Origin of the sequence: Halarcobacter ebronensis (genome assembly GCF_013201825.1) — a bacterium.
Taxonomy (GTDB): domain Bacteria; phylum Campylobacterota; class Campylobacteria; order Campylobacterales; family Arcobacteraceae; genus Halarcobacter; species Halarcobacter ebronensis.
Window position 1 is genome coordinate 2,860,935 of the sequence record NZ_CP053836.1, and the last position, 23,349, is coordinate 2,884,283.

The window sequence follows — 23,349 nt, forward strand, 5'->3', positions numbered from 1 at the left end:
TATAAAATGATTACTTCAAAAAATAGAGATTTTAATGATATTTTTGCAATGCCAATATTAAAAGTAGTTTTCAAAAATAGAGTATTTATTAAAGTGATACAGCTGTTAACTCTTTCTCTTTTTGTATATGCAATTTTTTTAGGATTTAAGGAACCAACGTTAGAAAATAGTTTTACAAGATATCTTTTCTGGGGACTTTTTTGGTCTTTATTTATGGTGGTTTCTCTTGTTACTTTTGGAAGAGTTTTCTGTGGGATTTGTCCCCATGGCTTTTTAGGAAAATATATCACAAAATTAGGGCTAAAAAAAGAGATGCCTAAATTTTTGCAAAATAGATATATTGGTATTATGATTTTAGTTATTGGTTGGTGGTTTGTATACTACTCTTTCCCAAGTTTTTGGAAAACTCCTTTTAACACAGCTTTAATGTTTACAATATTAACTCTTCTTTCAGTTACACTATTTTATTTGTATAAAGATATGTCTTACTGCAAATTTATCTGTCCTATTGGAACGCTAACAAGAGCTTTTAATAAAATCTCTTTTACAAGTTTAAAAACCTATAGTGAAGATTGCAAAGAGTGTAAAACTTTTGAGTGTGCAAAAGCCTGTAGTTACAATTTAAAACCCTTTACTTTTGAGAAAAAAAACTCTATGGAAGATTGCTCTTTATGTATGGATTGTAGTAGTGCATGTGAAGCAGTTAGTTTTAAAGTTGAAAAACCTTCAAACTCCCTATTTAGCAAATTTAAGATAAATAGTGCCGAAGTGTGGACTTATATACTTATTATTGCTTGTATTCCTATTACCATGTCTTTTCATCATGGATTAAATAGAACAAACCTTGCAAATGAGTTTATTTGGAGCAAAACAGCTGCACAGTTTGAGCAACTTTTTAATCTTCAAGGTTTAGATACAGTTGGAATGTTCTCATTTCTTTATGCCCTAATATTCTCTATTTTAACTGTTTTTATAGGTATGTTTCTTGCCTCAAAACTATTAAAAAGTAGTTTCAATACAACTTTATATACTTTAGGATATGCCTTTATTCCAATTTTTGTTATTGGTGGTTTAGCACACTTGCTTCATAGTTTTTTTACTCACACCTATGCAGATATAGCAAATGGATTTATTTATGGATTCAACCTTGATTTACAAAAAGTTGAAAACCTAGCCTCAAGGGATGCATCTTGGTTAAAAATATTTAGTTTTTTCCCTTATTTAGCTGTAGTTTGGGCTTATTTAATATTAGCAAAAAGATTGAAATTTTTTGAAGCCTCAACTTTAAAAAAAGTATTTGCATTCTTTTTTGCTTCTGCACTTATATCTTTATATCTATTTCTTAATCTTTATAGAATCTATGTATTTAATACTTATGGAGTAAAAGAGCAGAATCATAGACATCAAACCCATACAAAAACTGTTGAAAAACAACCAACAGTTTTAACAACATCAAAGGAGATAAATGGACATTGAACTAATAAATAAGATAACCGATTATGGAATAATCGGTTTCTTGGGCTTTCTTAGTTTCTTAACACTAATGTTTTATATTGAAAGAATTTGGTTTTACAAAACTATCAAACTTGAAGAGTATAAAAACAAAGAGGAGTTAGAGATAGATTTGACAAATAATATTGGTATTATTACTACAACTGCATCAAATGCACCATATATTGGTCTGCTTGGGACAGTATTTGGCATTATTGTTACCTTTTATATTATGGGTCAAAGTGGAAATATTGATGTAAAAAACATTATGACTTCTCTGGCTTTAGCCTTAAAAGCAACAGCGATGGGGCTTATTGTGGCTATTCCTGCAATTGTATTTAACAACCATTTAGTTAGAAAAAGTGAAGTTTTGATTGCTAAATGGGAAGTTTTACAAAAGGCAAAGAGTGAAGCCTAAAAAATTTGATTCAATAAATGTAATTCCATTTATTGATATTATGTTGGTCCTTTTAGTAATCATTCTTACCACTGCCTCATTTGTAGCAAAAGGTATAATTCCTGTAAACTTGCCTAGTGCAAAAAGTGCCACAATAAAAAAAGATAAAAAAAGTCTAGTTGTTACAATAAAAGCAAATGATGAGATACTCTTTAACGAAAGTTCTATAGATGAAAAAGAGCTTGAAAATAGTTTGCTTAAATATGATAAAAAAACCAATATTGAGATAAATTGCGATAAAGATGTTAGATTTGAACTCTTTATTAAACTCTTAGATACTCTAAAAGAGAATGAGTTTGAAAATATTGCAATAATTACAAAAAAGGAATCCAAAAGTTGAGATATTTAGGCTCTTTTTTAATCTCGCTATTTCTATATGGCTCATTAATTTTTGCAGTTGTTTATAACAACACTAAACCCTCTTTTTCAAATAAAACTATAGAAGAGAAAAGAGTTGTAAAAATCTCACTTCTTTCTCCACCAATAAAAGAGGAAAAAAAGCAGTTAGATACTCCTAGAATAGAAGAAAAAAAGATTATAAAAAAAGAGAAAAAAATTGAAAAAAGAGGAGAAAAAAAGGTTTTAAAAAAGAGTTTGGTAAAAAAAGAGGAGACTCTTGTAAAAAAACTTCCAGAAGAAAAAAAGATTTGTGAAACTCCTATTAAAGACCCTTTAGAGCAAAAAGAACAAAAAAAAGTAGAACCTAAATCTCAAGTAGCATCAATTAGCATAGCATCAATAAAAAATGAGTTTTTAGCAAAAGTTAAAAGTAAAATTAATCAAAATAAAATCTACCCAGATAGTGCAAAAAGACGTGGAATCCAAGGAGATACAAAAGTAAGCTTTGAAATTTTCCAAAATGGAAGTGTTAATAATATTAAGTTATTGCAAGGGAATAAAATCTTTAAAAAAGCCGTATTTAATGCAATAGAAGATAGTTTTCCAATAAAAACACCCACACAAAAAGATATTTTTCCTCTAATAGTTACCCTAAAAATAGAGTTTAAACTACATTAAAATAATTAAAATAAATATTAAAAATACCTTTCAGTTTAAATAAGTAAAATTTTCTACTTTCTAAATAAAGAGAAAAAAATGGACTTTTCAATATCAGCAAAAAAAGAATGCGTATATTTTTCTTATTACAGTTGCAATTTTAAATACTGCCATTGCTATTTTAATGTTTATCTATTTAAAAGATAGTCTAATTGAGTCTACTTATGAAAACAATATTAAACTTGCTCAAAATGAGTTTAACAAAACAGAGATTCAGATAAAAAAAGAGATTGATCACTATAGACTAATTTTAAGAGTTATAAAAGAGAGTGGAAATTTCCAACAATATATTATGGATTATGATAAAAATATAGAAAACACTTTAATCCATGATTTTGAAAATTATGCAAAAACAAATGAAGATATTTTTCAGGTAAGATATTTAGACAATGAAGGGATGGAGAGAATAAGAGTTGATAAAATAAGTGGCGAAACGTATGTTGCAAAAAACCTTCAAAACAAAGAGAATAGATACTATTTTTTAAGAACAAAAAATTTAAAAGAGAATCAATACTACATCTCTGATTTTGACTTAAATGTAGAAAATGGTGAAATTGAAATACCATACAAACCTACAATAAGAGTCTCAACACCCATTTACGAAGGAGATAAATTTTTAGGAATTTTAATAATCAATTATAATGTAAAGAATTTAATAGATTATATTTCAGCACAAAATATATTCAATGTGTACTATATGGATAATGTAGGTAATTTTTTACTTCATCCTGATAGAAAAAAATGTTGGAGTACCCAACTTAAAACTAATTATAAAGTAAAAGATGAAATAAAAAATATAGATGAATTAAAACTAAATAACTATAAAGACAAGAATCTACTCTACTACATAGATAGAGTTTCTATTACTGATACCGACTTTTTTATAATCTATTCAGTAAAAAAAGAGATTTATGAAAAAGAAGAAAAAGAGTTAGAAAATGAAATTTTTATGATATTTATCATCATCTTTGTTGTTACTTTTCCTATTGTTATTATTGGTTCATATCTACAAGCATTTCAAATGAAAATTTTAGAGACTTTAATTGATAGTTTGCCTTTTCCTATTGCACTAAAAAATAGAGTTGGCAAATTTGTTTTGGTAAATGAATCTTTAGTAAGTCTTTATAGTTTTAAGAATAAAGAGTCACTATTGGGGAAAATATCTTATGATTTTAGCTCAAAAAATCTTCCATATACTAATAAAATAAAAGATTCCCAAGCTCTTAAAAAAAGCAAAATAAAATATGAAGATATTCTTCATCTTCCAAGTAATAGTAAAGAGTTATATTTTGATACAAGATTGATAAAAATAACTTTCTTGGGACTTTTTAAAAAAGATTTTATTTTAGGTATTGCCATAGATATAACAGAGCTTAAAGAGCTTAATAATGAACTAGAAAAAAGGGTAAAAGAGGAGTTGGCAAAAAGATTAAAAAGTGAACAAAGACTTGCTCAAAAAACAAAACTTGCAGAGATTGGAAACTTAATTGATAATATTATTCTTCAATGGGAACACCCTTTAAATCTTATCTCATTAAATACTCAAGCTATAGAGTTGGAATATGAAACAATAAATAAACTTGATGAAGAGAATACTTTAAAAAGAGTGGAAACAATTAAAGAGAGTACCCAATTTATGTTTGATACAACTGCTGATTTAAAACTGTTTTTATCCCTTGATAAAGGAATTGAACTCTTTAGTCTTTCAGATATTGTCAACACCGTTGAAAGAATTTTAATGGGAAGATTAAAAAAGTTACATATTGATATAAGAAAAGAGATTAATGAAGAGATTAAGATACAAGGTTTAAAAAATGAATTCTCTCAAGTGATATTAAACCTTATAAATAACTCATTAAACGAGTTTGAGTCATCAAATAAAAAATATACAAAAAAAGATATTTTTATTGGGGCTTCAATTACTGAAACTTTTATTGTAATAAAAGTTGAAGACAATGCAAAAGAGCTTCCATTAAAAGCTACAAAAAAAATCTTTAATGAAAATTTTGAAAGTGAAAATGAAGATATACAAAGAAAAGGATTACATATTTGTAAAGGGATTATTAATAATATTTTTAAAGGAACAATAGAAGCAAACTCTAAAAATGGTTATACTGTTTTTGAGGTAAAAATTCCACTCTAATTTAGCTTATGTCACAAAAATTGTCACAATATTAGTGCTATATTTGCTTTCGAATATTTCTATTTATAAGAAACCCAATTCATCTTAAGTATAATTTACTAAAAATCTAAAGGTACCCTACTTTGAAATTAAAAATTATAATTTTACTTCTTTTTTTATCATCACTATTGCATGCCCAAATAATTAAAATTGATGAAATGACAAAAAGTACAGATATTCTTTCTCACTCAGAAATATATATTGATAAAACAAAAAATTTGACTATAGATGATATTATTGGAAAAAATTTAAAATTTGAACCAAACAGTAAAAAAATATTACCATATGGTTACTCTCCTGATTTTAATGTCTGGATTAAGTTTACTCTACAAAATAACTCAAATAGTATCCTAAATAGAATAATTGAGTATGATAACCCACTTACAACTACAGTAAATTTCTATGATCCAGATAAGAATTATCAAGAACAAAAAAATGGACTCTTTTCAAAAGATTTCACAAGAAATAGTGTTAATCCAACTTTTGAAGCCCATCTTAAAGCAAATGAAACAAAAACCTATTATTTAAATGTTTCTTCTTATATTACTACTTTGATTATAAAAGTTAAACTTTGGCAGGAGGAAGCCTTTTTTAATAAAGAGGTATTCCATCAGATTATTTTGGCTTTGTTTTTTGGATCAATGCTTATTCTAGGAGTATACAATCTCTTTATTTTCTTTTTCACAAAGGATTTAAGTTACTTATATTATGTACTTTATATTTTTGGCATTGTTTTTCATCAATTAGTTTATGTAGGTTTTATTAAGTTTTTTATTGAATCTACTCAAACTATTCATAATCTTATTGAAGCAGCATCAATAATTGTTGCTTTCCCTGTTTTAGCTCTTGGAATGTTTACAAAAACTTTTTTACAAACAAAACAGTACCCAAAACACAATCTTATATTAAATGCTTTTCTTATTTTAATTCCTATTGCCATACTCTTTTTCCTTTTTTCAAATGGATATGATAAATATAGAAATTTATTTACAATGTTACTTCTAATTTATCTAATGTATTTAACTTTATATGCAGCAATAAAAAGGAATAGACAAGCCTATTTTATACTCTTTGCCTGGACAATTTTCTTAACCTCTGGGATGTTAATGTTTTTATCAAGTGCTGGGATATTTAATATCTATGAACATGTACCTTATTTTGTTGAAATCTCTTTTATTTTAGAGGCTATTTTATTCTCTATTGCTTTGGCAAATAGAATTAACTCTTTGCAAAAAGAGAAAGAAGAGGCAAATAAAAAACTTTTAGATCAACAAAAAAATGAGACTAAAATTCTTGCTAAAAAAGTTGAAGAGAGAACAGTAGATTTAACAAAAGCATTAGAGGAAAAAAGTCTTCTTCTAAAAGAGCTAAATCATAGAGTTAAAAATAATATGCAAACAATTGTTTCTTTAATTAGACTACAAAATGATGAAGTTGAAGATGAGAGACTTCAAGATGTATTAATGACAATACAAAATAGAATTAATGCTATGAGTCACTTACACGAACTTCTTTATAGGAAAGATGATATATCATCTATAAATGCTTTTGAATATTTTGAAGTATTAGTTGAAGAGGTAAAATACAGTTACCAAAAAGATATAGAGATTATTTTGAATGTAAAAACTGAACTAAGAATTGAAGATGCTATTTATTGTGGTTTAATCCTAAATGAACTACTTACAAACTCATTTAAATATGCTTTCCCAAAAAAGGAAGGAAATATATATATTAATTTAGAGAAAAATGACAACACTTTTCTCTTGGAAGTAAAAGACAATGGAATTGGATATGATAAAAAATCAATAAAAGACAACTCATTAGGAACATTATTAATTCATACATTAGCAACCCAACAGTTAGATGGAGAAATAGTAACGGATTCTCAAGATGGAGTAAAGGTATCAATTACATGGATAGATTATGAAAAAGGCAAAGATTTTAATAGTTGAAGATGAAACTATAGTTGCTTTAGATATAAAAAGTGCTCTTTTGCATTTGGGTTATGAAGTTACCCAATGTGTAAGAAGTTATAACAAAGCTCTTGAAAGTGTAATAAATAACAAACCAGATATTATTCTCATGGATATTCATCTATTTGGCGATAAAGATGGTATTGAAACAGCAATTGCTATCCAAAAAATAGAGAATATTCCCATCATATATTTAACTGCCTATTCCGATGAAAAAACAATAAGCAGAGCCATTGAAACCAATCCAATAAGTTATCTTATTAAACCTTTTAAAAGGGATGAACTAAACTCCACAATCCGTTTGGGTCTTTATAAATTAAATAAATCTAATAGATGTAATATAGAGATGAAATGTGTAAATTTAGGATTTAACTATTTTTTTGATTTAAATAATGAGATACTATATTATGAAAATATACCTATAAAACTAAGTCAAAATGAGAAAAAACTCTTAACTCTTTTAGTTGAAGCAAAAGGTTCATTAATAAGTTTTAGTGAGATTGAGTACTATATTTGGCCTGATTGTGCAGTTTCAAGTAGTGCGTTAAGAACACTGATTTATCGTTTAAGGGGAAAACTTGAGTATAAAATTATTGAAACTGTTCCCTCTTTAGGATGTAAACTAACTCCTCTTTTTTAGCTTAATTTGTTTGTGACAGAAAGCGTGACGCTGCTCTTGTAAAGTTGTCCTTAAAAAAAAGGACAAAAAATGGTAAATATAAACAAAAACATCTCGTTATTCCAGTTACAAGAGTTGCTTGAAGCAAATTTCCAACAAAAATCAACATATCTTCCTGAGGGGTTTTACAAAGAGCAACAAAAAGCTATTGAAATCTTTAATAAAAGAATTTTTTTAGAAAAAGTAATTGATGAGACAATATCATTTAATAAAAAACTTGTCTGGACATATGAAAAAAATAATCTAAAACTTACTAAAACAGCTGAAGAGTTGATTGAAGTATTCAAACTAAGAAGTGACGTTTACACAGATATTAACTACCAACATGAGTTTCCTGATACTATAGAGGGTCTCAATTTTGACAAATTTGATATGAACTCAGCAGTTATATATTATCAAAAAAACAAAGAAGTAACAGCTTCTATAAGACTTATATTTGACTCTAAAGAGAATCTTCCAACAGAAGGAAAAGTTAAATTTGATGATATGAGAAAAAAATATAATACTATTGGAGAGATCTCTAGAAATGTAGTTAAATATAGAAATGAGGGACTTCATCAAGAGTTCAAATATCTTATGTGTGGAATATATAATATCTTTATTAATAATGATATTGATATTGCTCTTTCAGGGATAAGAAAAGACCACTTAAAACTTTTTAAAAAATTAGGAGGAGTAGAGATTTACAAAGAGATGGAAGGGTATGGTTCCCTTGATGTACCTTTTTTAATTATCTCTTATAATCCAGAGTTTGCATCAAAATTTTTCAAAAAAGTTTTTTTGGAACAATAGATGAATTTGCAACAAAAACTGTAACAACTAAATGGTATCATTAAACAAAGGAAAGAGATGAATAGAGCGAAAATTTTAATTGTTGAAGATGAAACTATAGTTGCTTTGGACATAAAAAAGATACTTCAAAGTCTCAACTTTGAAGTAACTGGAACTGCAACAAACTACAATGCGGCACTAAATAGCGTAAGAGTAAATAAACCAGATTTAATACTTATGGATATAAATCTAGGTAAAGGTTTAGATGGAATTGAAACCATAAAAAAAATTCACTTAAATGAAAAAATTCCTGTTATTTATATTACTGCTTTTACTGATGAAAAAACTATAAGTAGAGCTATTCAAACTGAACCAGTAAGTTATCTTATAAAACCTTTTAAAAGAGATGAATTAAAATCAAATATTCTTTTAGGAATTTATAAAAATAGTAAAAAAAGCCAGTTATACAAAAATCTTGTTGATTTGGATTTGGGTCTTGGATACTATTATAACTACAAAACAAACAAACTCTTTTTTAAAGAGATGCCTATAAACTTAAGTAAAAATGAGAATCTTTTACTTAGAATACTTATTGAAGCAAATAACAATGTTGTCTCTTTTAGCGAATTAGAACAGAGAATTTGGCCTAATAGTACCATTTCAGATAGTACTTTAAGAACTTTAGTTTATAGGCTAAGAAGTAAATTAGAACATAAAATTATAGAGACAATTCAAAAAGTTGGATGTAGATTAAACAGAAATAATTAAACAATAGAACTGGCTTTACTTTTTAAAAACTATTACAAAAAAAGCTCATATTAATCTCTTATAAGCCTATTTTTCTTTTATACTTCTATTCCAATTGATTATTTAGTTTTTTAAATTTTCTCATCTTTTTATTTGTTATTTATATGATAATACTAATCAACTTAAAAGATAAGTTCCCAATATTTCATTACATATAATTGATTATATTATATATTATTTATAAGTTCGCTTTAACAATTATTTATTTATCATTTAAAATATTATTTGTTTGAAGGAGAATAGATATGCTAAAAAATATGTCCATTAAAATGAAACTAATCCTCTCATTTGTTACCATTTCAATACTTGTAGCAATTCTTGCAATATATAATATTATAGGATTGAATAAAGCAACTGACGGATTTTCAACATATAGGGAGTTAGCAAAAGATAGTTTGTTAGCAAATACAGTGCAAGGCAATATGCTTATGATGAGAATGCAAGGAGCAACTTATCTAAGAACACAATCTAAAGATAGTATTGATGAATTTGACAAATACTATAAACTAACAACAGAATTTTTGGAAGTAGCCAAAAAAGAAATCAAGAATTCTAAACGGGCAGAAATGGTAACAAAAATTGATAATCAATTGCAAACTTATAATAGTGATTTTTATAAGATAATTGCATTAATTAATGAAAGAAATAACATTGTCAATAATAACTTAAACATAAATGGTAAAAAGATTGAAGAGGTCCTAACATTAGTAACTAAAAAAGCTCAAGAGAATAACAGACAAGATGAAGCTTTAGCTACTTCATACTCAATTAAACTTCTTCTACTTGCTAGACTTTATGTGGTTAAATTTTTAAATACAAACACAAAAGAGGATATACAAAAAGCACTTGAAGAGTTCTCATTATTTAAAGAAGATTTAGTAAAATTAAAAAATTCACTTAGCTCAACAAATAGAAAAGAGTTAATAGAAGAAGCAAATAAACTCTTAACTACTTATATTTCTGGTTTAAATAAACTTGTCACAATTGTTGAAACTAGGAATCAGCTTATTCAAGACTCTTTGGGACCTATAGGTGTTAATATAGCTGCTTTAGCAGAAGATATGAAACAATCAATAAAAAGTGAACAAGAGATTATTGGTCCAATGGTAGCCAAGCTAAATAAAAATTTATCTAACACCTCATTGATAGTCTCTATTCTAATCATAATAGCAGTTATTCTATTCTCTATTACAATACCTGTAAGTATTGCAAAATCTCTTAATAGATTAAATAAAGGTGTGCTTCAACTATTAAATAGTGGAGATGTTAAATCAAGGGTTAGTGTTGAATCAAAAGATGAGATTGGTATTGTAAGTGAAAACTTTAATAAATACTTACAAACTATTGAAGATGGACTACACAAAGATTTACTTGTAATAGATGATGTAAAAAGAATTGTAAATGAAGCAAAACACGGTATTTTATACAAAAAAGTTGAGCTTGATACAAAAAATGAATCTCTGCATGAATTAAGAAATATATTTAATGAGATGCTTGAAATTATGGCAGATAGAGTTTGTGGAGATATGAATAAAGTACAAACAGGTCTTGAAAATTTTCAAGATCTTGATTTTACTCATAGAATACCAAACCCAACAGGAAAAACCTCTCAAGGTCTTAATAGATTAGCTGAAATCATAAACGAGATGCTAGTAGAGAATAAATCAATAGGATTAACACTGCAAGAGAGTGCAGATATACTATTGGAGAATGTAGAATCATTAAGTAACTCAACAAATGAAGCAGCAGCATCTTTAGAAGAGACAGCAGCAGCCTTAGAACAAATTACAGGGAATATTACACAAAATACAGAAAATGTTGTAAGGATGTCAAAATATGCAGAAGAGTTAAATAGATCAGCAAATAGTGGAGAGAAACTAGCTTCTGAAACAACAACAGCAATGGATGAGATTAATAATCAAGTTGAAGCAATAAATGAAGCAATTACTATTATTGATCAAATAGCTTTCCAAACAAATATTCTTTCACTTAATGCAGCAGTTGAAGCAGCAACAGCAGGAGAAGCAGGGAAAGGATTTGCAGTTGTTGCCCAAGAGGTAAGAAACCTAGCTTCAAGATCTGCAGAAGCAGCAAATGAGATTAAAGCCTTAGTTGAAAATGCTACTACTAAAGCAAATGATGGTAAAAGTATTGCAGATAAGATGATACATGGATATCAAGATCTAAATGAGAATATTATAAAAACAATTCAAATTATAAAAGATATAGAGATGTCATCAAAAGAGCAACAAGCAGGAATTGAACAGATAAATGATGCAGTAACTGAGCTTGACCAACAAACCCAAGAGAATGCTAGTGTTGCAACCCATACCCAAGAGGTTGCTGTTCAAACCCAACACATTGCTTTAGCTATTGTTAGAAATGCAGATGAAAAAAGGTTTATAGGTAAAGATGATGTTAAAGCTAAACATATTCACATCAATCCTAATGATAATAAAAAAGCCTCTTCTAAGGCTCTTCCTAACAAATCTAAAAAGGATTCAAAGGAAAAACAAATTACTCCTTCAATAGAGAATAAAGATGACGCAGAATGGGAAAGTTTTTAACTTCCCATTTGATTGGTAATTAACTTATATCCATAATTTTCTGTTTGGATAAACTCTTTACAAATCTTTAATCTAACCCTTTTTATCAAAGAACGAATACCTGAAATTCCTACAATTTCACCTTCCCATACATATTGTTCAATAACCTCTAATGAGACAGTAATATTTGGAGTTTTACACAATAGTGTTAATAATCTCTTCTCTTTGTGAGTAAGTTTAACACTATTATTCTCTTTGTCATATAAGATTTCAGCTTTTAAATTATAAGAAAATCCTTCACAAAGATTAATATTCTTTTCATTTTTACATAAAAGATCAACCTTACACTCTAACTCATAAATATAAAAAGGCTTTTTTAAAAAATCATTACAACCATTGACATAAGCCTTTTGTATAGTCTCTAGTTCTATATTTGAACTTATTATAATTGCAGGAGTCGTTTTATCTCTATCTCTTATCTCTTTTAAAAGATTTAGTCCACTTAATGAGGGTACATTTATATCTAATACGAAACAATCATATCCATTTATAATTGCATATAAAGCCTCTTCTCCATCTTTAAACCAATCAACAATAAGCCCTTTCTCTTCGAACATCTCTTTTATTATCTCTGATAAACTTACATTATCTTCTAAAAGCAAAATCTTCATTAAGTTATACTCTCTGATATTGGTATAGAAATACTTACTCTTGTACCTTTTTCTAAGGACGAGATTTTTATTCTACCTTCCATTTTATTCTCTATAATTAACTTTGCCATATATAAACCAAAACCATCACCTCTGCTTTTTGTTGTAAAGAATGGATTAAATATTTGATCCATAACTTTTTCTTTTATTCCACATCCATTGTCATCAACAAAGAGGTCTATACCTTCTGTATTTTTTTTCAAAGTTAGTGTGATTTTTCCTTTTAGAGTACTATTTAGATTTTTTTCTTCCACTATAGCATCTCTTGCATTATTAATTATACTAACAACAACTTGTTTAAACTCATTTGGATAGCCATACGCAAAACAAAACTCTTTTGAACTATTTATATAATCAAGTTCAATATGATCATATTTTAAGGAGTGTGATAAAAGCATTAAAACCTCTTTTAAGCCCGTATCTACATTAAAGGCTTTTGGAGTATTAGATGGTCTAATAAAATCTCTAAAGCCATCTATTGTTTCACTCATATATATGGTTTGTGTCATAATATTATCATAAAATATTTTTATATCTTTACTTGTAAGTTTTTCTTTTTTGTCATAATAGAGCATTTTATGGGCAACTGCTGATAATTCCACAAGAGGATTTTTCCATTGATGAACAATTGCAGAAAGCATCTCTCCAACTTCTGAAAGTTTTGATTGTTGAACAATAAACTGGGTATTAACTTCAAGTTGTTTTTTCTCTGTAATATCTGTAATAATAGAAACTATACCACCATTTTCACCTTTGTTGTTCATAAATATCTGACTTGTAAGTCTATATATTCTTTCATCTATTGTAAACTCAATCTCTTTTAACTCTTTTAAGCTCTCTTTTATTGACATATCACAAAATTTAAAAAAGATTTCACAAATCTCTTTTCCAATAATTTCATCTTGGGGCATATTTAGCATTCTACAAAAAGAGTTGTTACACCCTTTAACTCTACTTTGATTATCAATCCAAAAAATAGAACTATGTATATTATTAAGCAAAACTGCCTGTAACTCACTTTGGGCTTTTAGTTTTTGACTTAATTTATATTTTTGATAGTTGTTTATTATTGCAAAAATCAAAGAGATTATTAAAAAAGGAAGAAGAATAAAAGAGTATTCAACCAGCTTTTTATTTTTTTCAAAAAAAGTTTTAGGAAGATTTATAATAATTGATTCTTTAGGTATTTTTGACATATTTATATTATATTTTTCAAGAATTCTATAATCAAATGTCCATTGAGAAGGGATTACTATTGGCTCTTTTAGAGGTTTTTCCCCTTTTTCTAAAATATCTATTGCCTCTTTTGCAGCAGCCTTTCCTAAATCATAACCTCTTAAAAGATAGCCTCCTATCACGCCTTTTCCAAAGTGTGAATCAGACATGGCAAAAAGAGGAACTTTTGAAGTATTTAAAACTCTATTTACATCATAATAGGGAACATAATTACCATTTTTATCTCTAAATAAACTACCAAATAATACTGCACTATTTTTTGGAAGATTTTTTATATCTTCCTCAATCTCTTCTAAATTCCCATCGAAATTAAGAACTACTCTAATACCCTTTTCCTCTAAGGCTTCTGCCTCTCGTCTATATGTATTATTTACTAAAACCGAAGCTCCTGTATAATCATTTATAACATACAGCTCTTTCAAATTTGGCAAAATTTTAGTTATAAACTGCATATTGATTTTTATCTCTTTACTCTCTAAAATCAAAGTGATACCTTTTTTTAGTACCATATCTATATTTAAACCAGGATCTCGTTTATCAATTCCACAAAATATCAGAGGGACATTTTCAAAAAGCTCCTCTTTATATTCTAAAATAAACTCAGCAGCTTCATTATCTCCAGCAATTACAGCATCAAACTTTTGTATCTTCATTTTCATAAGAAAAAGTTTATACATCTGCTCCATATATTCTTTATTATTTATCTTTTTTGTATCCATATACTCTGTTGTAATCTCATAAGGATTTTTTTGAGACAGAAGAACATCTTCAACACCTTTTGAAATATTATCTGTCCAAACCAAACCTTTATTATATGATTGTAAGACCAGAATATGCTTGCTTTTCCCATATAAAGCTGACATAAAAAGACTTATTATAAAAATTGAAACTAATAAATTTTTCATTGAGAATCCAATACTTTTTGTTTAATTATATCAATATCTCCTTAGTAAACATTTTTTACTACTTATTGAAAACTGACATCTTTTTGCTAACTTTATTTTATAAGATTTTATTTATAAATGATATTAATTAAGGAGACATCATGCAAGTTAGTCGACGACAATTTTTGCAATGGAGTGGAGCAGTAGGAGGAAGTGTTGCAGCAAGTACAGTTCTACCTATTCCCTCTTTAGCAGAAAAAACAAAAGTTACAAAAAAAGAGTATGACGCTATAAAATGGGCTGGATGTACTATCAATTGTGGTAGTAAATGTGCCATAAGAGTATTTGTAAATGACAATAAAATTGATCATATAGAGACAGATAACACAGGTGGTGATGAATTTGGTTCTCACCAAGTTAGAGCCTGTTTAAGAGGTAGATCAAATAGATTTAGAGTATATAATCCAAATAGATTAAAATATCCTCTAAAAAGAGTTGGGAAAAGAGGAGAAGGAAAATTTGTAAGAATCTCTTGGGATGAAGCAATTGACACAATTGCAAACAAACTTAAAGAGGTAAAAGAGAAATATGGAAATGAAGCAATTTTAATCCCATATAATACAGGAACAACTGGTGGATTAATGAATAGAGGGACAAAAGGACCTTTTATGAGATTATTGTCAATGTATGGAGGATATATTAACTATCATAACTCTTATTCAACTGGACAAATTTCAAATGCTTTAACTTACTTCTATGGTACTCACAGAGGTAGTGATATTATGCAAATTGAAAATACAAAACTTGTTGTAATGTTTGGAAATAATCCAGTTGAAACAAGAATGAGTGGTGGGGGAACGGGATATGCTTATAAAACTGCTTTAGAAAAAAGTGGCGCAAAAGTGATCCATATAGATCCAAGATATTCAGACAGTTTAGTTGGTGCTTGTGACCAATGGATTCCAATTGAACCAGGAACAGATGCCGCTTTAGTTGCAGGATTAGCTCATGTTATGATTAGTGAAAATCTACATGACAAAGCATTCTTAGACAAATATTGTGTTGGGTTTTCAAGCAATACACTTCCTGAAGGTGCACCACAAAATGGTTCATATGAAGATTACATTATGGGAAGAGGAGATGATAAAACAGAAAAAACTCCTTTATGGGCTGAGAAAATCACAAAAATTCCAGCTGAAACTATTGTAAAACTTGCTAGAGAGATTGCAAGTGTAAAACCATGTTATATCGCTCAAGGTTGGGGTGCACAAAGACACTCAAATGGTGAACAATCTGCAAGAGCAATTGCAACATTAAATGTAATGACAGGAAATTTAGGAGTTCCAGGAACAAACTGTGGAGGGAGAGAGCATACAACAGGATGGATTGAACCTGCAAGTTTACCTTTTAAAAACCCAATAAAAGACTCTATTCCATGTTTTTTATGGACAGATGCAATTGTAAGAGGTAAAGAGATGACAGATTTAACTGATGGTATTAAACATACTAAACAGTTAAAACAAAATATCAAATTTATCTTAAATAGTGGTGGTAACTGTCTTATAAATCAACACAGTGATACAAATAGAACTGCAAAAATCTTAGAAGATGACACACTTTGTGAGTTTATTGTTGATATAAATGTAACAAGAACATCAAGTAATAAATTTGCAGATATTATCTTACCTGATGCAACTCCACTTGAACAAGAGGATTTTGTAAGATCAAGTGCTGGTTACTCAAATGACAGACCATATATTATCTATTCACAAAAAGCAATAGAACCACTTGGTGAGGCAATGACAAACTATGATATGTGTATTAAACTTGCTGAAAAACTAGGTGGTCAAGAGTTAGTTGATAAATTCACTGAAGGAAGAACTCAAGTTCAATGGTTAGAGCATTTGTGGAATATGAAATTTGAAAATAAACCAGATATGCCAACTTTTGAAGAGATGAGAAAAATGGGTATTTTAAAATTCCCAAGATATGAAAAACCATTTATTATTCATGAAGAGTTTGTAAAAGATCCTGTTGCGAACCCTTTAAAAACACCAACAGGGAAAATAGAGATTTACAGTACAAAACTAGACCAAATGGCAAAAACTTGGATTTTAAAAAAGGGGCAAAAAATAAATCCTTTACCAGAGTTTGTTGAGGCAAAAAATGGTCCATTGGATCCAATTAGAAAAAAATACCCTTTACAAATTTTTGGTTATCACTATAAAGGAAGAACTCACTCAAGTTTTTGGGAAAGTGCTCCAATTAGAGAGATAAACCCAAATGAATTATGGATGAACCCACTTGATGCGAAAATAAGAGCTCTTAAAACAGGAGACAAAGCGTTGGTATACAATGATCATGGGAAAATTTTATTAACAGTAAAAGTTACTTCAAAAATTTTACCTGGTGTTACAACTTGCCCACAAGGTGGATGGTATAAAAATGAAAATGGAATTGATGTGGGAGGTTGTATTAATACATTAACTGACTTAGAACCTACTGCAATTTCAAAAGCTAATCCTCAACACTCTGCATTAGTTGAGATTGAAAAATATAGAGCTTAAAAGGAAATATTATGGAAAAAAATAGACAATTTGGTTTCTATCTCGACCAAACAAGATGTGTAGGATGCAGAACTTGCCAACTTGCTTGTAAAGATTATAAACAATCTTCAATTGGTATAAGTTTTAGAAGAGTTGTTGAGTATGAAGGTGGGAAATGGTTCCAAAAACAAAGTGGTGCATTTGAGCAAACAAATGTATTTACATATTACACCTCATTATCTTGTAATCACTGTGATGATCCAGCTTGTACAAAAGCATGTCCAACAGGAGCAATGCATAAAGACAGCTATGGGATTGTAAGCGTTGATGCAGATAAATGTATTGGTTGTAAATCATGTGCAATGGCATGTCCATATGGTGCTCCACAATTTGATGAAGAGTCAGGACATATGACAAAATGTAACGGATGTAGCGAAAGACTTGATGAAGGGTTAGATCCAATTTGTGTGGAAGCTTGTCCTTTTAGAGCTTTAGAAGCTGGTCCTATTAAAGAGTTAAGAGAGAAACATGGGCACATAGCAGGAGTTGCTCCGCTACCAGAATATGAAAAAACTAGACCTAATTTATGTATTAAACCAGAGAAAAATGCGCAACCTTCTGAAAATGGTTCAGGGAAAGCACATCTTCCTCAAAATTATCAGGAGGTGACTTATGACATTATATAACTCATTTATAGAGGAATTACCTCTAATACTTTTTACAGTAATTGCACAAAGTGCAGTTGGTTTCTCACTTCTGTATGCCTTTAACAATGGTGCTACAGCAAGTGAAGATAGAAGTTATAAAAAATTTGGGATGATTTTTATTGTTCTTGTAGCGTTGGGAATGATTACCTCAACTTTTCACTTAGGTGATCCTTTCCATGCACCATATATGATTACAAGAGTTTTTGGATTTACACAAAATGATAGTTTTGTAATCTCTTGGTTGCCTTTAGAGATTGTTGGTATTGCTCTAATGCTTTTATTGGGTGTTGCTATTTTATTAAAAGGGAATAAAAACCTAATTTATATCTTACCTGTAGTTGGTTTGGCAATGTTATATGCAATGGGTAATATCTATGGTTCAATGGCAAATACAATTCCTACTTGGAATCTAAATTTAACTTTATTACTATTTTTCTCTTCAGCCTTGTTGTTAGGTTCAATTGCCTATACAGCCTTTATTGCTAGTGAGAGTAAAGAGTATAAATATTCAGTTATTGCAGCAGTAATTGGATTTGTCCTTTTTGTTTTAGCATCAGTTCTTTATACATTCCATTTAGGAAATCTAAATTTGGATATTGTTGGAAATGCTTTTGAGTTAGCAGATGGAAAATATGAGCTTCTAATTGGTTGGGGAATTATACTTTGTGGACTTAGTTTGGTTTTACTTTTAATTGAAGAAGATAATACAAAATTTGCGAAAATTGCCTTTGTTGTATCTTTCATAGGTGTATTTTTAACAAGAATTGTATTTTATGGATTAATTACATCTCATATATTTATAGGATAAGGAGATTGTTATGAAAGATTGTAATGTATTAGCCTATATGGCATCTATATTTTCACAGTTTTTATATAATCCTCCAAAAGAGGAGATGTGGGAAGATATAAAAGAGAAAAAAATTCTATTAGAGTGGTTTATTCACTCTAATAGCACAAGTAACGTTCAAGCAAATCTTTTATGGAAAGAATCTCATTTCAAAGAGGATTATTTAGAGTTAGCAGTGGATTATACAGATCTTTTTATATGTGATGAGATCTCTTTAAAAGCTCCTCCTTATGGTTCATATTATCTTGATATTTCAGGGGAACTTTATTCAAGAGAGTCTGATAATGTAAAATCACTATATAATCAATGTTCTTTCTTCACAGATGCACTCTTTGGGCAACCTGCTGATTTTATTGCTATTGAATTAGAGTTTTTAAGTACTCTTCTTTTTAATCTTGAAAAAGATGCTACTTATAAAGAAGCCCTTAAAATATTTTTAGAAGAGAACTTTTTACCTTGGGTTGGAGTATGGGCAAAAGATTTACAATCAAATGCAAAAAGCTCATTTTATAAAGGTTTGGGATTCCATATACAAAATTTTTGTGAGATTCTTATTGAAGAGTTTTGTATTAATAATTATGAGAAAAAAATACTAAGAAGAGCTTCTTAATAAAAAAAGGGACAAAATAAAAAATTTTGTCCCTTTTAAATCTAACAATGCTAACAATAAAAAAATTGATAAAAAGTAATTACACTGTCAGTATTTATTAGTCTGGAGAACTACTACTGTGGAGGAGGTAACCGGACTCGAACCGATGAATATCTGATTTGCAATCAGGTGCATTACCAACTTTGCTATACCTCCGACAAACATCATTTTAACAGTAAAAAGGCAAAATGATTATTTGTAAATGGCAGAGAGCAAGGGATTCGAACCCTCGGAGGCGTGAACCTCGCCGGTTTTCAAAACCGGTGCTTTCGACCAACTCAGCCAACTCTCTACAACATTAAGATTAATAGTGGTGCGAATGGTGAGAATCGAACTCACACTCCGAAACCGGAATGGGATTTTAAGTCCCACGCGTCTACCTATTCCGCCACACTCGCACATTTTATAGTAGTATTTGAAAATCGTTCTTTTCAAATTGGAGTGGAATTATATTCTAAATATTTATATTTGTCAAGAGTTTCAACAAGATTTTTTAAAATTTCTGCTATAATCCAAGCAATTTAATTATTTTAAGGGGTTTCCATGAGAAGTGATGAAGTAAAAAAAGGTTTTGATAGAACTCCGCATAGATCACTATTTAGAGCTACAGGATTAAAAGATGAAGATTTTGATAAACCATTTATTGGAGTTGCAAACTCTTTTATAGAGGTAATTCCAGGTCATTTTTTCCTTGATAAAGTTTCAAAAATTATAAAAGATGAGATAAGAGCAAATGGATGTGTGCCATTTGAGTTTAATACAATTGGTGTTGATGATGGTATTGCAATGGGACATGATGGAATGTTATTTTCACTTCCAAGTAGAGAGTTAATTGCAAACTCAATTGAAACTGTAATGAATGCACATAAACTTGATGCAATGATTGCTATTCCAAACTGTGATAAAATAGTTCCAGGTATGATTATGGGTGCATTAAGGGTAAATGTTCCAACAGTATTTGTAAGTGGTGGACCAATGGCAAAAGGTCATACAAAAGATGGTAAACCTATTGACTTAGCAACAGCATTTGAAGCAGTTGGAAAACATGAAGCTGGACAGATGAGTGATGAAGAGTTAAAAGATATTGAGTGTAATGCCTGTCCAAGTGGTGGTTCATGCTCTGGTATGTTTACAGCAAACTCTATGAACACACTTATGGAAGCTATGGGGATTGCACTTCCAGGAAATGGAACAATCTTAGCTTTAACCCCTGAGAGAGAAGAGTTATACAAAAAAGCAGCTAAAAGAGTTTGTGAAATTGCAAAAGATGCAGCTTCAAGAGAAAAATTCAAATTAAGAAATATCTTAAATGAAAATGCTGTTAGAAATGCTTTTGCAGTTGATATGGCAATGGGTGGAAGTTCAAATACTGTTTTACATATGCTTGCAATTGCAAAAGAGGCAGAAGTTAACTTTAACCTTGAAGATATTAACTCTATTTCAAAAAAAGTTTCACATATTGCAAAAATCTCTCCATCACTTTCAACAGTTCATATGGAAGATATAAATAGAGCTGGTGGTGTAAATGCAGTTATGAAAGAGATGACCAAAAGAGGTAATGATATCTTAATAGATAACTTAACAATCACTGGTGAAACTCTTTATGAAAAAATAGCAGATGCTTTTATAAAAGATACTTCTATTATCCACACTATTGATAATCCATATTCAAAAGTTGGCGGCTTGGCAATACTTTATGGAAATCTTGCAGAGCAAGGGGCAGTTATAAAAACTGCTGGTATTACAGGAGATAGAGTATTTACAGGAAAAGCTGTATGTTTTGATGGACAACCTGAAGCAATCTCTGGAATCATTGGCGGAAAAGTAAAAGCTGGTGATGTGGTTGTTATTAGATACGAAGGTCCAAAAGGTGGTCCAGGTATGCAAGAGATGTTAGCGCCAACTTCACTTATCATGGGTATGGGACTTGGAAGTTCAGTTGCACTAATTACTGATGGAAGATTTTCAGGAGCTACAAGAGGTGCTTCAATTGGTCACGTAAGTCCAGAAGCAGCAGAAGGTGGAATGATTGGTTTACTAAAAGATGGTGATGAGATTCATATTGATGTTGACCAATATATTTTAAGTGTAAATCTAAGCGATGAAGAGATTGCAAAAAGAAAAGCAGAATTTAAACCACTTAAAAAAACACTTAAATCAAAATGGCTTGGACAATATAGAGCACTTGTAACAAATGCAAGTAGCGGAGCAGTTTTAAAAACTGATCTATAAAAAATAGTATAGCTTTAGGCTATACTATAACTACAAACCCCACAAAAACTCCACGTTGTATTAATTATTTATTTACGCTTTATTCAAATATAGTTTACATTTGGGTATTATAATTCTTTCTATATACATAGAAAATTACAAAGGAACTAATATGAAAAGAAAAATACTTTTTATAGCTATATTTATAGCAAGTAGTGTTTTTGCCAACAGTATAGATTTTCAAATGGCAGAACAAAACCCACAAAGAGTAGCACCTAATACTCCAAATCAGATTTTATCATTTAATAATAGTATAAAAGATGCAATGAATTCAGTTGTAAATATTGCAGCCAAAAGAAGAGTTGCTTCAAATGCAGGGAGCATTCCATTTCAAATGTTCAATGACCCTTTCTTAAGAAGATTTTTTGGAGATCAATTTGGTGAGCAGTTTCAAGAGAATAGAATTCAAAGATCACTTGGGTCTGGTGTTATCATCTCAAAAGATGGATATATTGTAACAAACAACCATGTTATTGAAAATGCAGATGAGATCTCTGTAACTATTGGAGATAATCCAAAAGAGTACAATGCAGTTGTAATTGGTAAAGATTCAGATAGTGACTTAGCAGTTATTAAAATTGATGGGAACAATCTTCAAGCAATCAGTTTTGCATATTCTGATGAACTAAAAGTTGGAGATTTGATTTTTGCAATTGGTAACCCATTTGGTATTGGAACAACTGTAACTCAAGGTATAATTTCAGCACTTAACAAAGACCATGTTGGTATTAATAGATATGAAAACTTTATTCAAACAGATGCCTCAATCAATCCTGGAAACTCAGGTGGAGCTTTAGTTGACAGTAGAGGTGCATTAATTGGTATTAATAGTGCAATTATTACAAAATCTGGTGGGAACAATGGTGTTGGTTTTGCAATTCCAGTTTCAATGGTAAAAGATGTTGTTAAAAAACTAATTACAGATGGTAAAGTAACCAGAGGTTATTTAGGTGTAGTAATTGATGATTTAAAAGCTAGTATAAATAAAATGTATACTCACAAACAAGGGGCACTTATTTTAGATGTAGCAAATGATACTCCTGCTTCAAAAGCTGGTCTAAAAAGAGGTGACTTAATCTATATGGTAAATAATGTTCCTATTAGAGATAGAAAAACTCTACAAAATACAATTGCTTCATTTAAACCAAATGAGACAATAAAAGTAAAACTTGAAAGAGATAAAAAAGATGTTGAATTAGCTATCACTTTAGGAAATAGAGCTGGACTTGTAACCTCTGAAGCAAATAATGGAAACTTCTTAGGTGGTCTTCAATTATCTGAGATAAATGCAGATATGCTAAAAAGATTTAGACTTAGTTCAAACTCTCAAGGGGTACTAATCACTTATGTTGAACCAAATTCAAAAGCTGAAAAAGTAGGTTTTCAACCAGGGGATGTTATTATACAAATAGAAGATATCGAAGTAAAAAATTTCGGTGATATGCAACAAGCAATTAGAAAATATAATAAAAAAGACAAAAGAGTGTATGTGGACAGATATGGTCAAACACTGCTTTTAGTTATAGATTAAAGGATT

18 protein-coding genes and 3 tRNA genes are annotated in these 23,349 nt (G+C 29.4%); 16 read left to right on the plus strand and 5 right to left on the minus strand.

Annotated features, from left to right (window positions below; translation table 11 throughout):
* The first annotated feature begins 6 nt into the window (after positions 1-6).
* From AEBR_RS13955 to AEBR_RS14000, 10 genes are all read left to right on the plus strand, one after another.
* Positions 7-1,476 carry a 4Fe-4S binding protein gene (locus AEBR_RS13955; RefSeq protein WP_129087356.1) on the plus strand — a complete coding sequence of 490 codons (1,470 nt, stop codon included), beginning with the start codon at positions 7-9 and terminating at the stop codon, positions 1,474-1,476.
* On the plus strand, positions 1,466-1,909 hold the full coding sequence (gene exbB, locus AEBR_RS13960; RefSeq protein ID WP_129087355.1) for a TonB-system energizer ExbB: 444 nt from the start codon (positions 1,466-1,468) through the stop codon (positions 1,907-1,909). The genes AEBR_RS13955 and exbB overlap by 11 nt, the downstream gene beginning before the upstream one ends.
* Entirely contained in the window at positions 1,899-2,288 is a 390-nt protein-coding gene (gene exbD / locus AEBR_RS13965; RefSeq protein ID WP_129087354.1) for a TonB system transport protein ExbD, read from the plus strand. The genes exbB and exbD overlap by 11 nt, the downstream gene beginning before the upstream one ends.
* A complete protein-coding gene (locus AEBR_RS13970; RefSeq protein ID WP_164969491.1) occupies positions 2,285-2,965 on the plus strand; it encodes a TonB family protein in 681 nt (226 codons plus the stop codon). Before exbD ends, AEBR_RS13970 begins: the two co-directional genes overlap by 4 nt.
* Positions 2,966-3,128: 163 nt before the next feature.
* Positions 3,129-5,147: an ATP-binding protein gene (locus tag AEBR_RS13975; protein WP_129087352.1), complete on the plus strand. Its 2,019-nt coding sequence runs from the start codon at positions 3,129-3,131 to the stop codon at positions 5,145-5,147.
* Positions 5,148-5,269: 122 nt separating this feature from the next.
* Positions 5,270-7,138, plus strand: a complete 1,869-nt coding sequence (locus tag AEBR_RS13980; RefSeq protein WP_172658913.1) for a 7TM diverse intracellular signaling domain-containing protein — start codon at positions 5,270-5,272, stop codon at positions 7,136-7,138.
* Positions 7,110-7,799, plus strand: a complete 690-nt coding sequence (locus tag AEBR_RS13985; protein ID WP_129087351.1) for a response regulator — start codon at positions 7,110-7,112, stop codon at positions 7,797-7,799. Before AEBR_RS13980 ends, AEBR_RS13985 begins: the two co-directional genes overlap by 29 nt.
* A gap of 69 nt (positions 7,800-7,868) precedes the next feature.
* On the plus strand, positions 7,869-8,630 hold the full coding sequence (locus AEBR_RS13990) for an N-acyl amino acid synthase FeeM domain-containing protein (protein ID WP_129087350.1): 762 nt from the start codon (positions 7,869-7,871) through the stop codon (positions 8,628-8,630).
* 57 nt (positions 8,631-8,687) lie between these two features.
* The gene (locus AEBR_RS13995) at positions 8,688-9,377 is read left to right on the plus strand and encodes a response regulator (protein ID WP_128983266.1); all 690 of its coding nucleotides are present in this window, start codon (positions 8,688-8,690) and stop codon (positions 9,375-9,377) included.
* Between the two features lie 284 nt (positions 9,378-9,661).
* On the plus strand, positions 9,662-11,983 hold the full coding sequence (locus tag AEBR_RS14000) for a HAMP domain-containing methyl-accepting chemotaxis protein (RefSeq protein WP_172658914.1): 2,322 nt from the start codon (positions 9,662-9,664) through the stop codon (positions 11,981-11,983).
* On the opposite strand, the gene AEBR_RS14005 is transcribed toward AEBR_RS14000, so the two are convergent.
* On the minus strand, positions 11,980-12,633 hold the full coding sequence (locus tag AEBR_RS14005) for a response regulator transcription factor (protein ID WP_129087030.1): 654 nt from the start codon (positions 12,631-12,633) through the stop codon (positions 11,980-11,982). The genes AEBR_RS14000 and AEBR_RS14005 overlap by 4 nt on opposite strands.
* On the minus strand, positions 12,633-14,813 hold the full coding sequence (locus AEBR_RS14010) for a sensor histidine kinase (RefSeq protein WP_129087031.1): 2,181 nt from the start codon (positions 14,811-14,813) through the stop codon (positions 12,633-12,635). The genes AEBR_RS14005 and AEBR_RS14010 overlap by 1 nt, the downstream gene beginning before the upstream one ends.
* 140 nt (positions 14,814-14,953) lie before the next feature.
* Here AEBR_RS14010 and AEBR_RS14015 point away from each other — a divergent pair, with 140 nt between their 5' ends.
* Genes AEBR_RS14015 through AEBR_RS14030 form a run of 4 tightly spaced genes read left to right on the plus strand, consistent with a single transcriptional unit; the run spans position 14,954 to position 19,502 of the window.
* Positions 14,954-17,359: a DMSO/selenate family reductase complex A subunit gene (locus AEBR_RS14015; protein WP_129087032.1), complete on the plus strand. Its 2,406-nt coding sequence runs from the start codon at positions 14,954-14,956 to the stop codon at positions 17,357-17,359.
* Positions 17,360-17,370: 11 nt separating this feature from the next.
* The gene (locus AEBR_RS14020; protein ID WP_129087033.1) at positions 17,371-18,024 is read left to right on the plus strand and encodes a DMSO/selenate family reductase complex B subunit; all 654 of its coding nucleotides are present in this window, start codon (positions 17,371-17,373) and stop codon (positions 18,022-18,024) included.
* Positions 18,011-18,853: a DmsC/YnfH family molybdoenzyme membrane anchor subunit gene (locus AEBR_RS14025; RefSeq protein WP_129087034.1), complete on the plus strand. Its 843-nt coding sequence runs from the start codon at positions 18,011-18,013 to the stop codon at positions 18,851-18,853. Before AEBR_RS14020 ends, AEBR_RS14025 begins: the two co-directional genes overlap by 14 nt.
* Before the next feature lie 10 nt (positions 18,854-18,863).
* Positions 18,864-19,502 (plus strand): TorD/DmsD family molecular chaperone, encoded by a 639-nt coding sequence (locus tag AEBR_RS14030; protein WP_129087035.1) that lies wholly within the window; start codon positions 18,864-18,866, stop codon positions 19,500-19,502.
* Positions 19,503-19,621: 119 nt separating this feature from the next.
* Here AEBR_RS14030 and AEBR_RS14035 read toward each other — a convergent pair.
* The 3 genes from AEBR_RS14035 to AEBR_RS14045 all read right to left on the minus strand — a co-directional run bounded on the left by AEBR_RS14035 (position 19,622) and on the right by AEBR_RS14045 (position 19,939).
* Positions 19,622-19,697: transfer RNA gene (locus tag AEBR_RS14035), tRNA-Cys, on the minus strand.
* A gap of 47 nt (positions 19,698-19,744) precedes the next feature.
* A tRNA-Ser gene (locus tag AEBR_RS14040) sits at positions 19,745-19,833 on the minus strand.
* A 19-nt stretch (positions 19,834-19,852) separates the two neighbouring features.
* A tRNA-Leu gene (locus AEBR_RS14045) sits at positions 19,853-19,939 on the minus strand.
* A gap of 145 nt (positions 19,940-20,084) precedes the next feature.
* Between AEBR_RS14045 and ilvD the strand changes: the two genes are divergently transcribed.
* Positions 20,085-21,773: a dihydroxy-acid dehydratase gene (gene ilvD / locus AEBR_RS14050; RefSeq protein ID WP_129087036.1), complete on the plus strand. Its 1,689-nt coding sequence runs from the start codon at positions 20,085-20,087 to the stop codon at positions 21,771-21,773.
* 151 nt (positions 21,774-21,924) lie between these two features.
* Positions 21,925-23,343 (plus strand): Do family serine endopeptidase, encoded by a 1,419-nt coding sequence (locus AEBR_RS14055; RefSeq protein ID WP_129087037.1) that lies wholly within the window; start codon positions 21,925-21,927, stop codon positions 23,341-23,343.
* The last annotated feature ends 6 nt before the right edge of the window (positions 23,344-23,349 follow it).

Excerpts from the sequence above, each read along its gene's own strand:
- AEBR_RS14015 (WP_129087032.1), top strand. The coding sequence starts at position 14,954 with ATGCAAGTTAGTCGACGACAATTTTTGCAATGGAGTGGAGCAGTAGGA.
- AEBR_RS14055 (WP_129087037.1), top strand. The coding sequence starts at position 21,925 with ATGAAAAGAAAAATACTTTTTATAGCTATATTTATAGCAAGTAGTGTT.
- AEBR_RS13975 (WP_129087352.1), top strand. The coding sequence starts at position 3,129 with ATGTTTATCTATTTAAAAGATAGTCTAATTGAGTCTACTTATGAAAAC.
- exbB (WP_129087355.1), top strand. The coding sequence starts at position 1,466 with ATGGACATTGAACTAATAAATAAGATAACCGATTATGGAATAATCGGT.
- AEBR_RS14030 (WP_129087035.1), top strand. The coding sequence starts at position 18,864 with ATGAAAGATTGTAATGTATTAGCCTATATGGCATCTATATTTTCACAG.
- AEBR_RS14025 (WP_129087034.1), top strand. The coding sequence starts at position 18,011 with ATGACATTATATAACTCATTTATAGAGGAATTACCTCTAATACTTTTT.
- AEBR_RS13990 (WP_129087350.1), top strand. The coding sequence starts at position 7,869 with ATGGTAAATATAAACAAAAACATCTCGTTATTCCAGTTACAAGAGTTG.
- AEBR_RS14000 (WP_172658914.1), top strand. The coding sequence starts at position 9,662 with ATGCTAAAAAATATGTCCATTAAAATGAAACTAATCCTCTCATTTGTT.
- AEBR_RS14020 (WP_129087033.1), top strand. The coding sequence starts at position 17,371 with ATGGAAAAAAATAGACAATTTGGTTTCTATCTCGACCAAACAAGATGT.
- ilvD (WP_129087036.1), top strand. The coding sequence starts at position 20,085 with ATGAGAAGTGATGAAGTAAAAAAAGGTTTTGATAGAACTCCGCATAGA.
- AEBR_RS14010 (WP_129087031.1), bottom strand. The coding sequence starts at position 14,813 with ATGAAAAATTTATTAGTTTCAATTTTTATAATAAGTCTTTTTATGTCA.
- AEBR_RS13955 (WP_129087356.1), top strand. The coding sequence starts at position 7 with ATGATTACTTCAAAAAATAGAGATTTTAATGATATTTTTGCAATGCCA.
- AEBR_RS13995 (WP_128983266.1), top strand. The coding sequence starts at position 8,688 with ATGAATAGAGCGAAAATTTTAATTGTTGAAGATGAAACTATAGTTGCT.
- AEBR_RS14005 (WP_129087030.1), bottom strand. The coding sequence starts at position 12,633 with ATGAAGATTTTGCTTTTAGAAGATAATGTAAGTTTATCAGAGATAATA.
- AEBR_RS13985 (WP_129087351.1), top strand. The coding sequence starts at position 7,110 with ATGAAAAAGGCAAAGATTTTAATAGTTGAAGATGAAACTATAGTTGCT.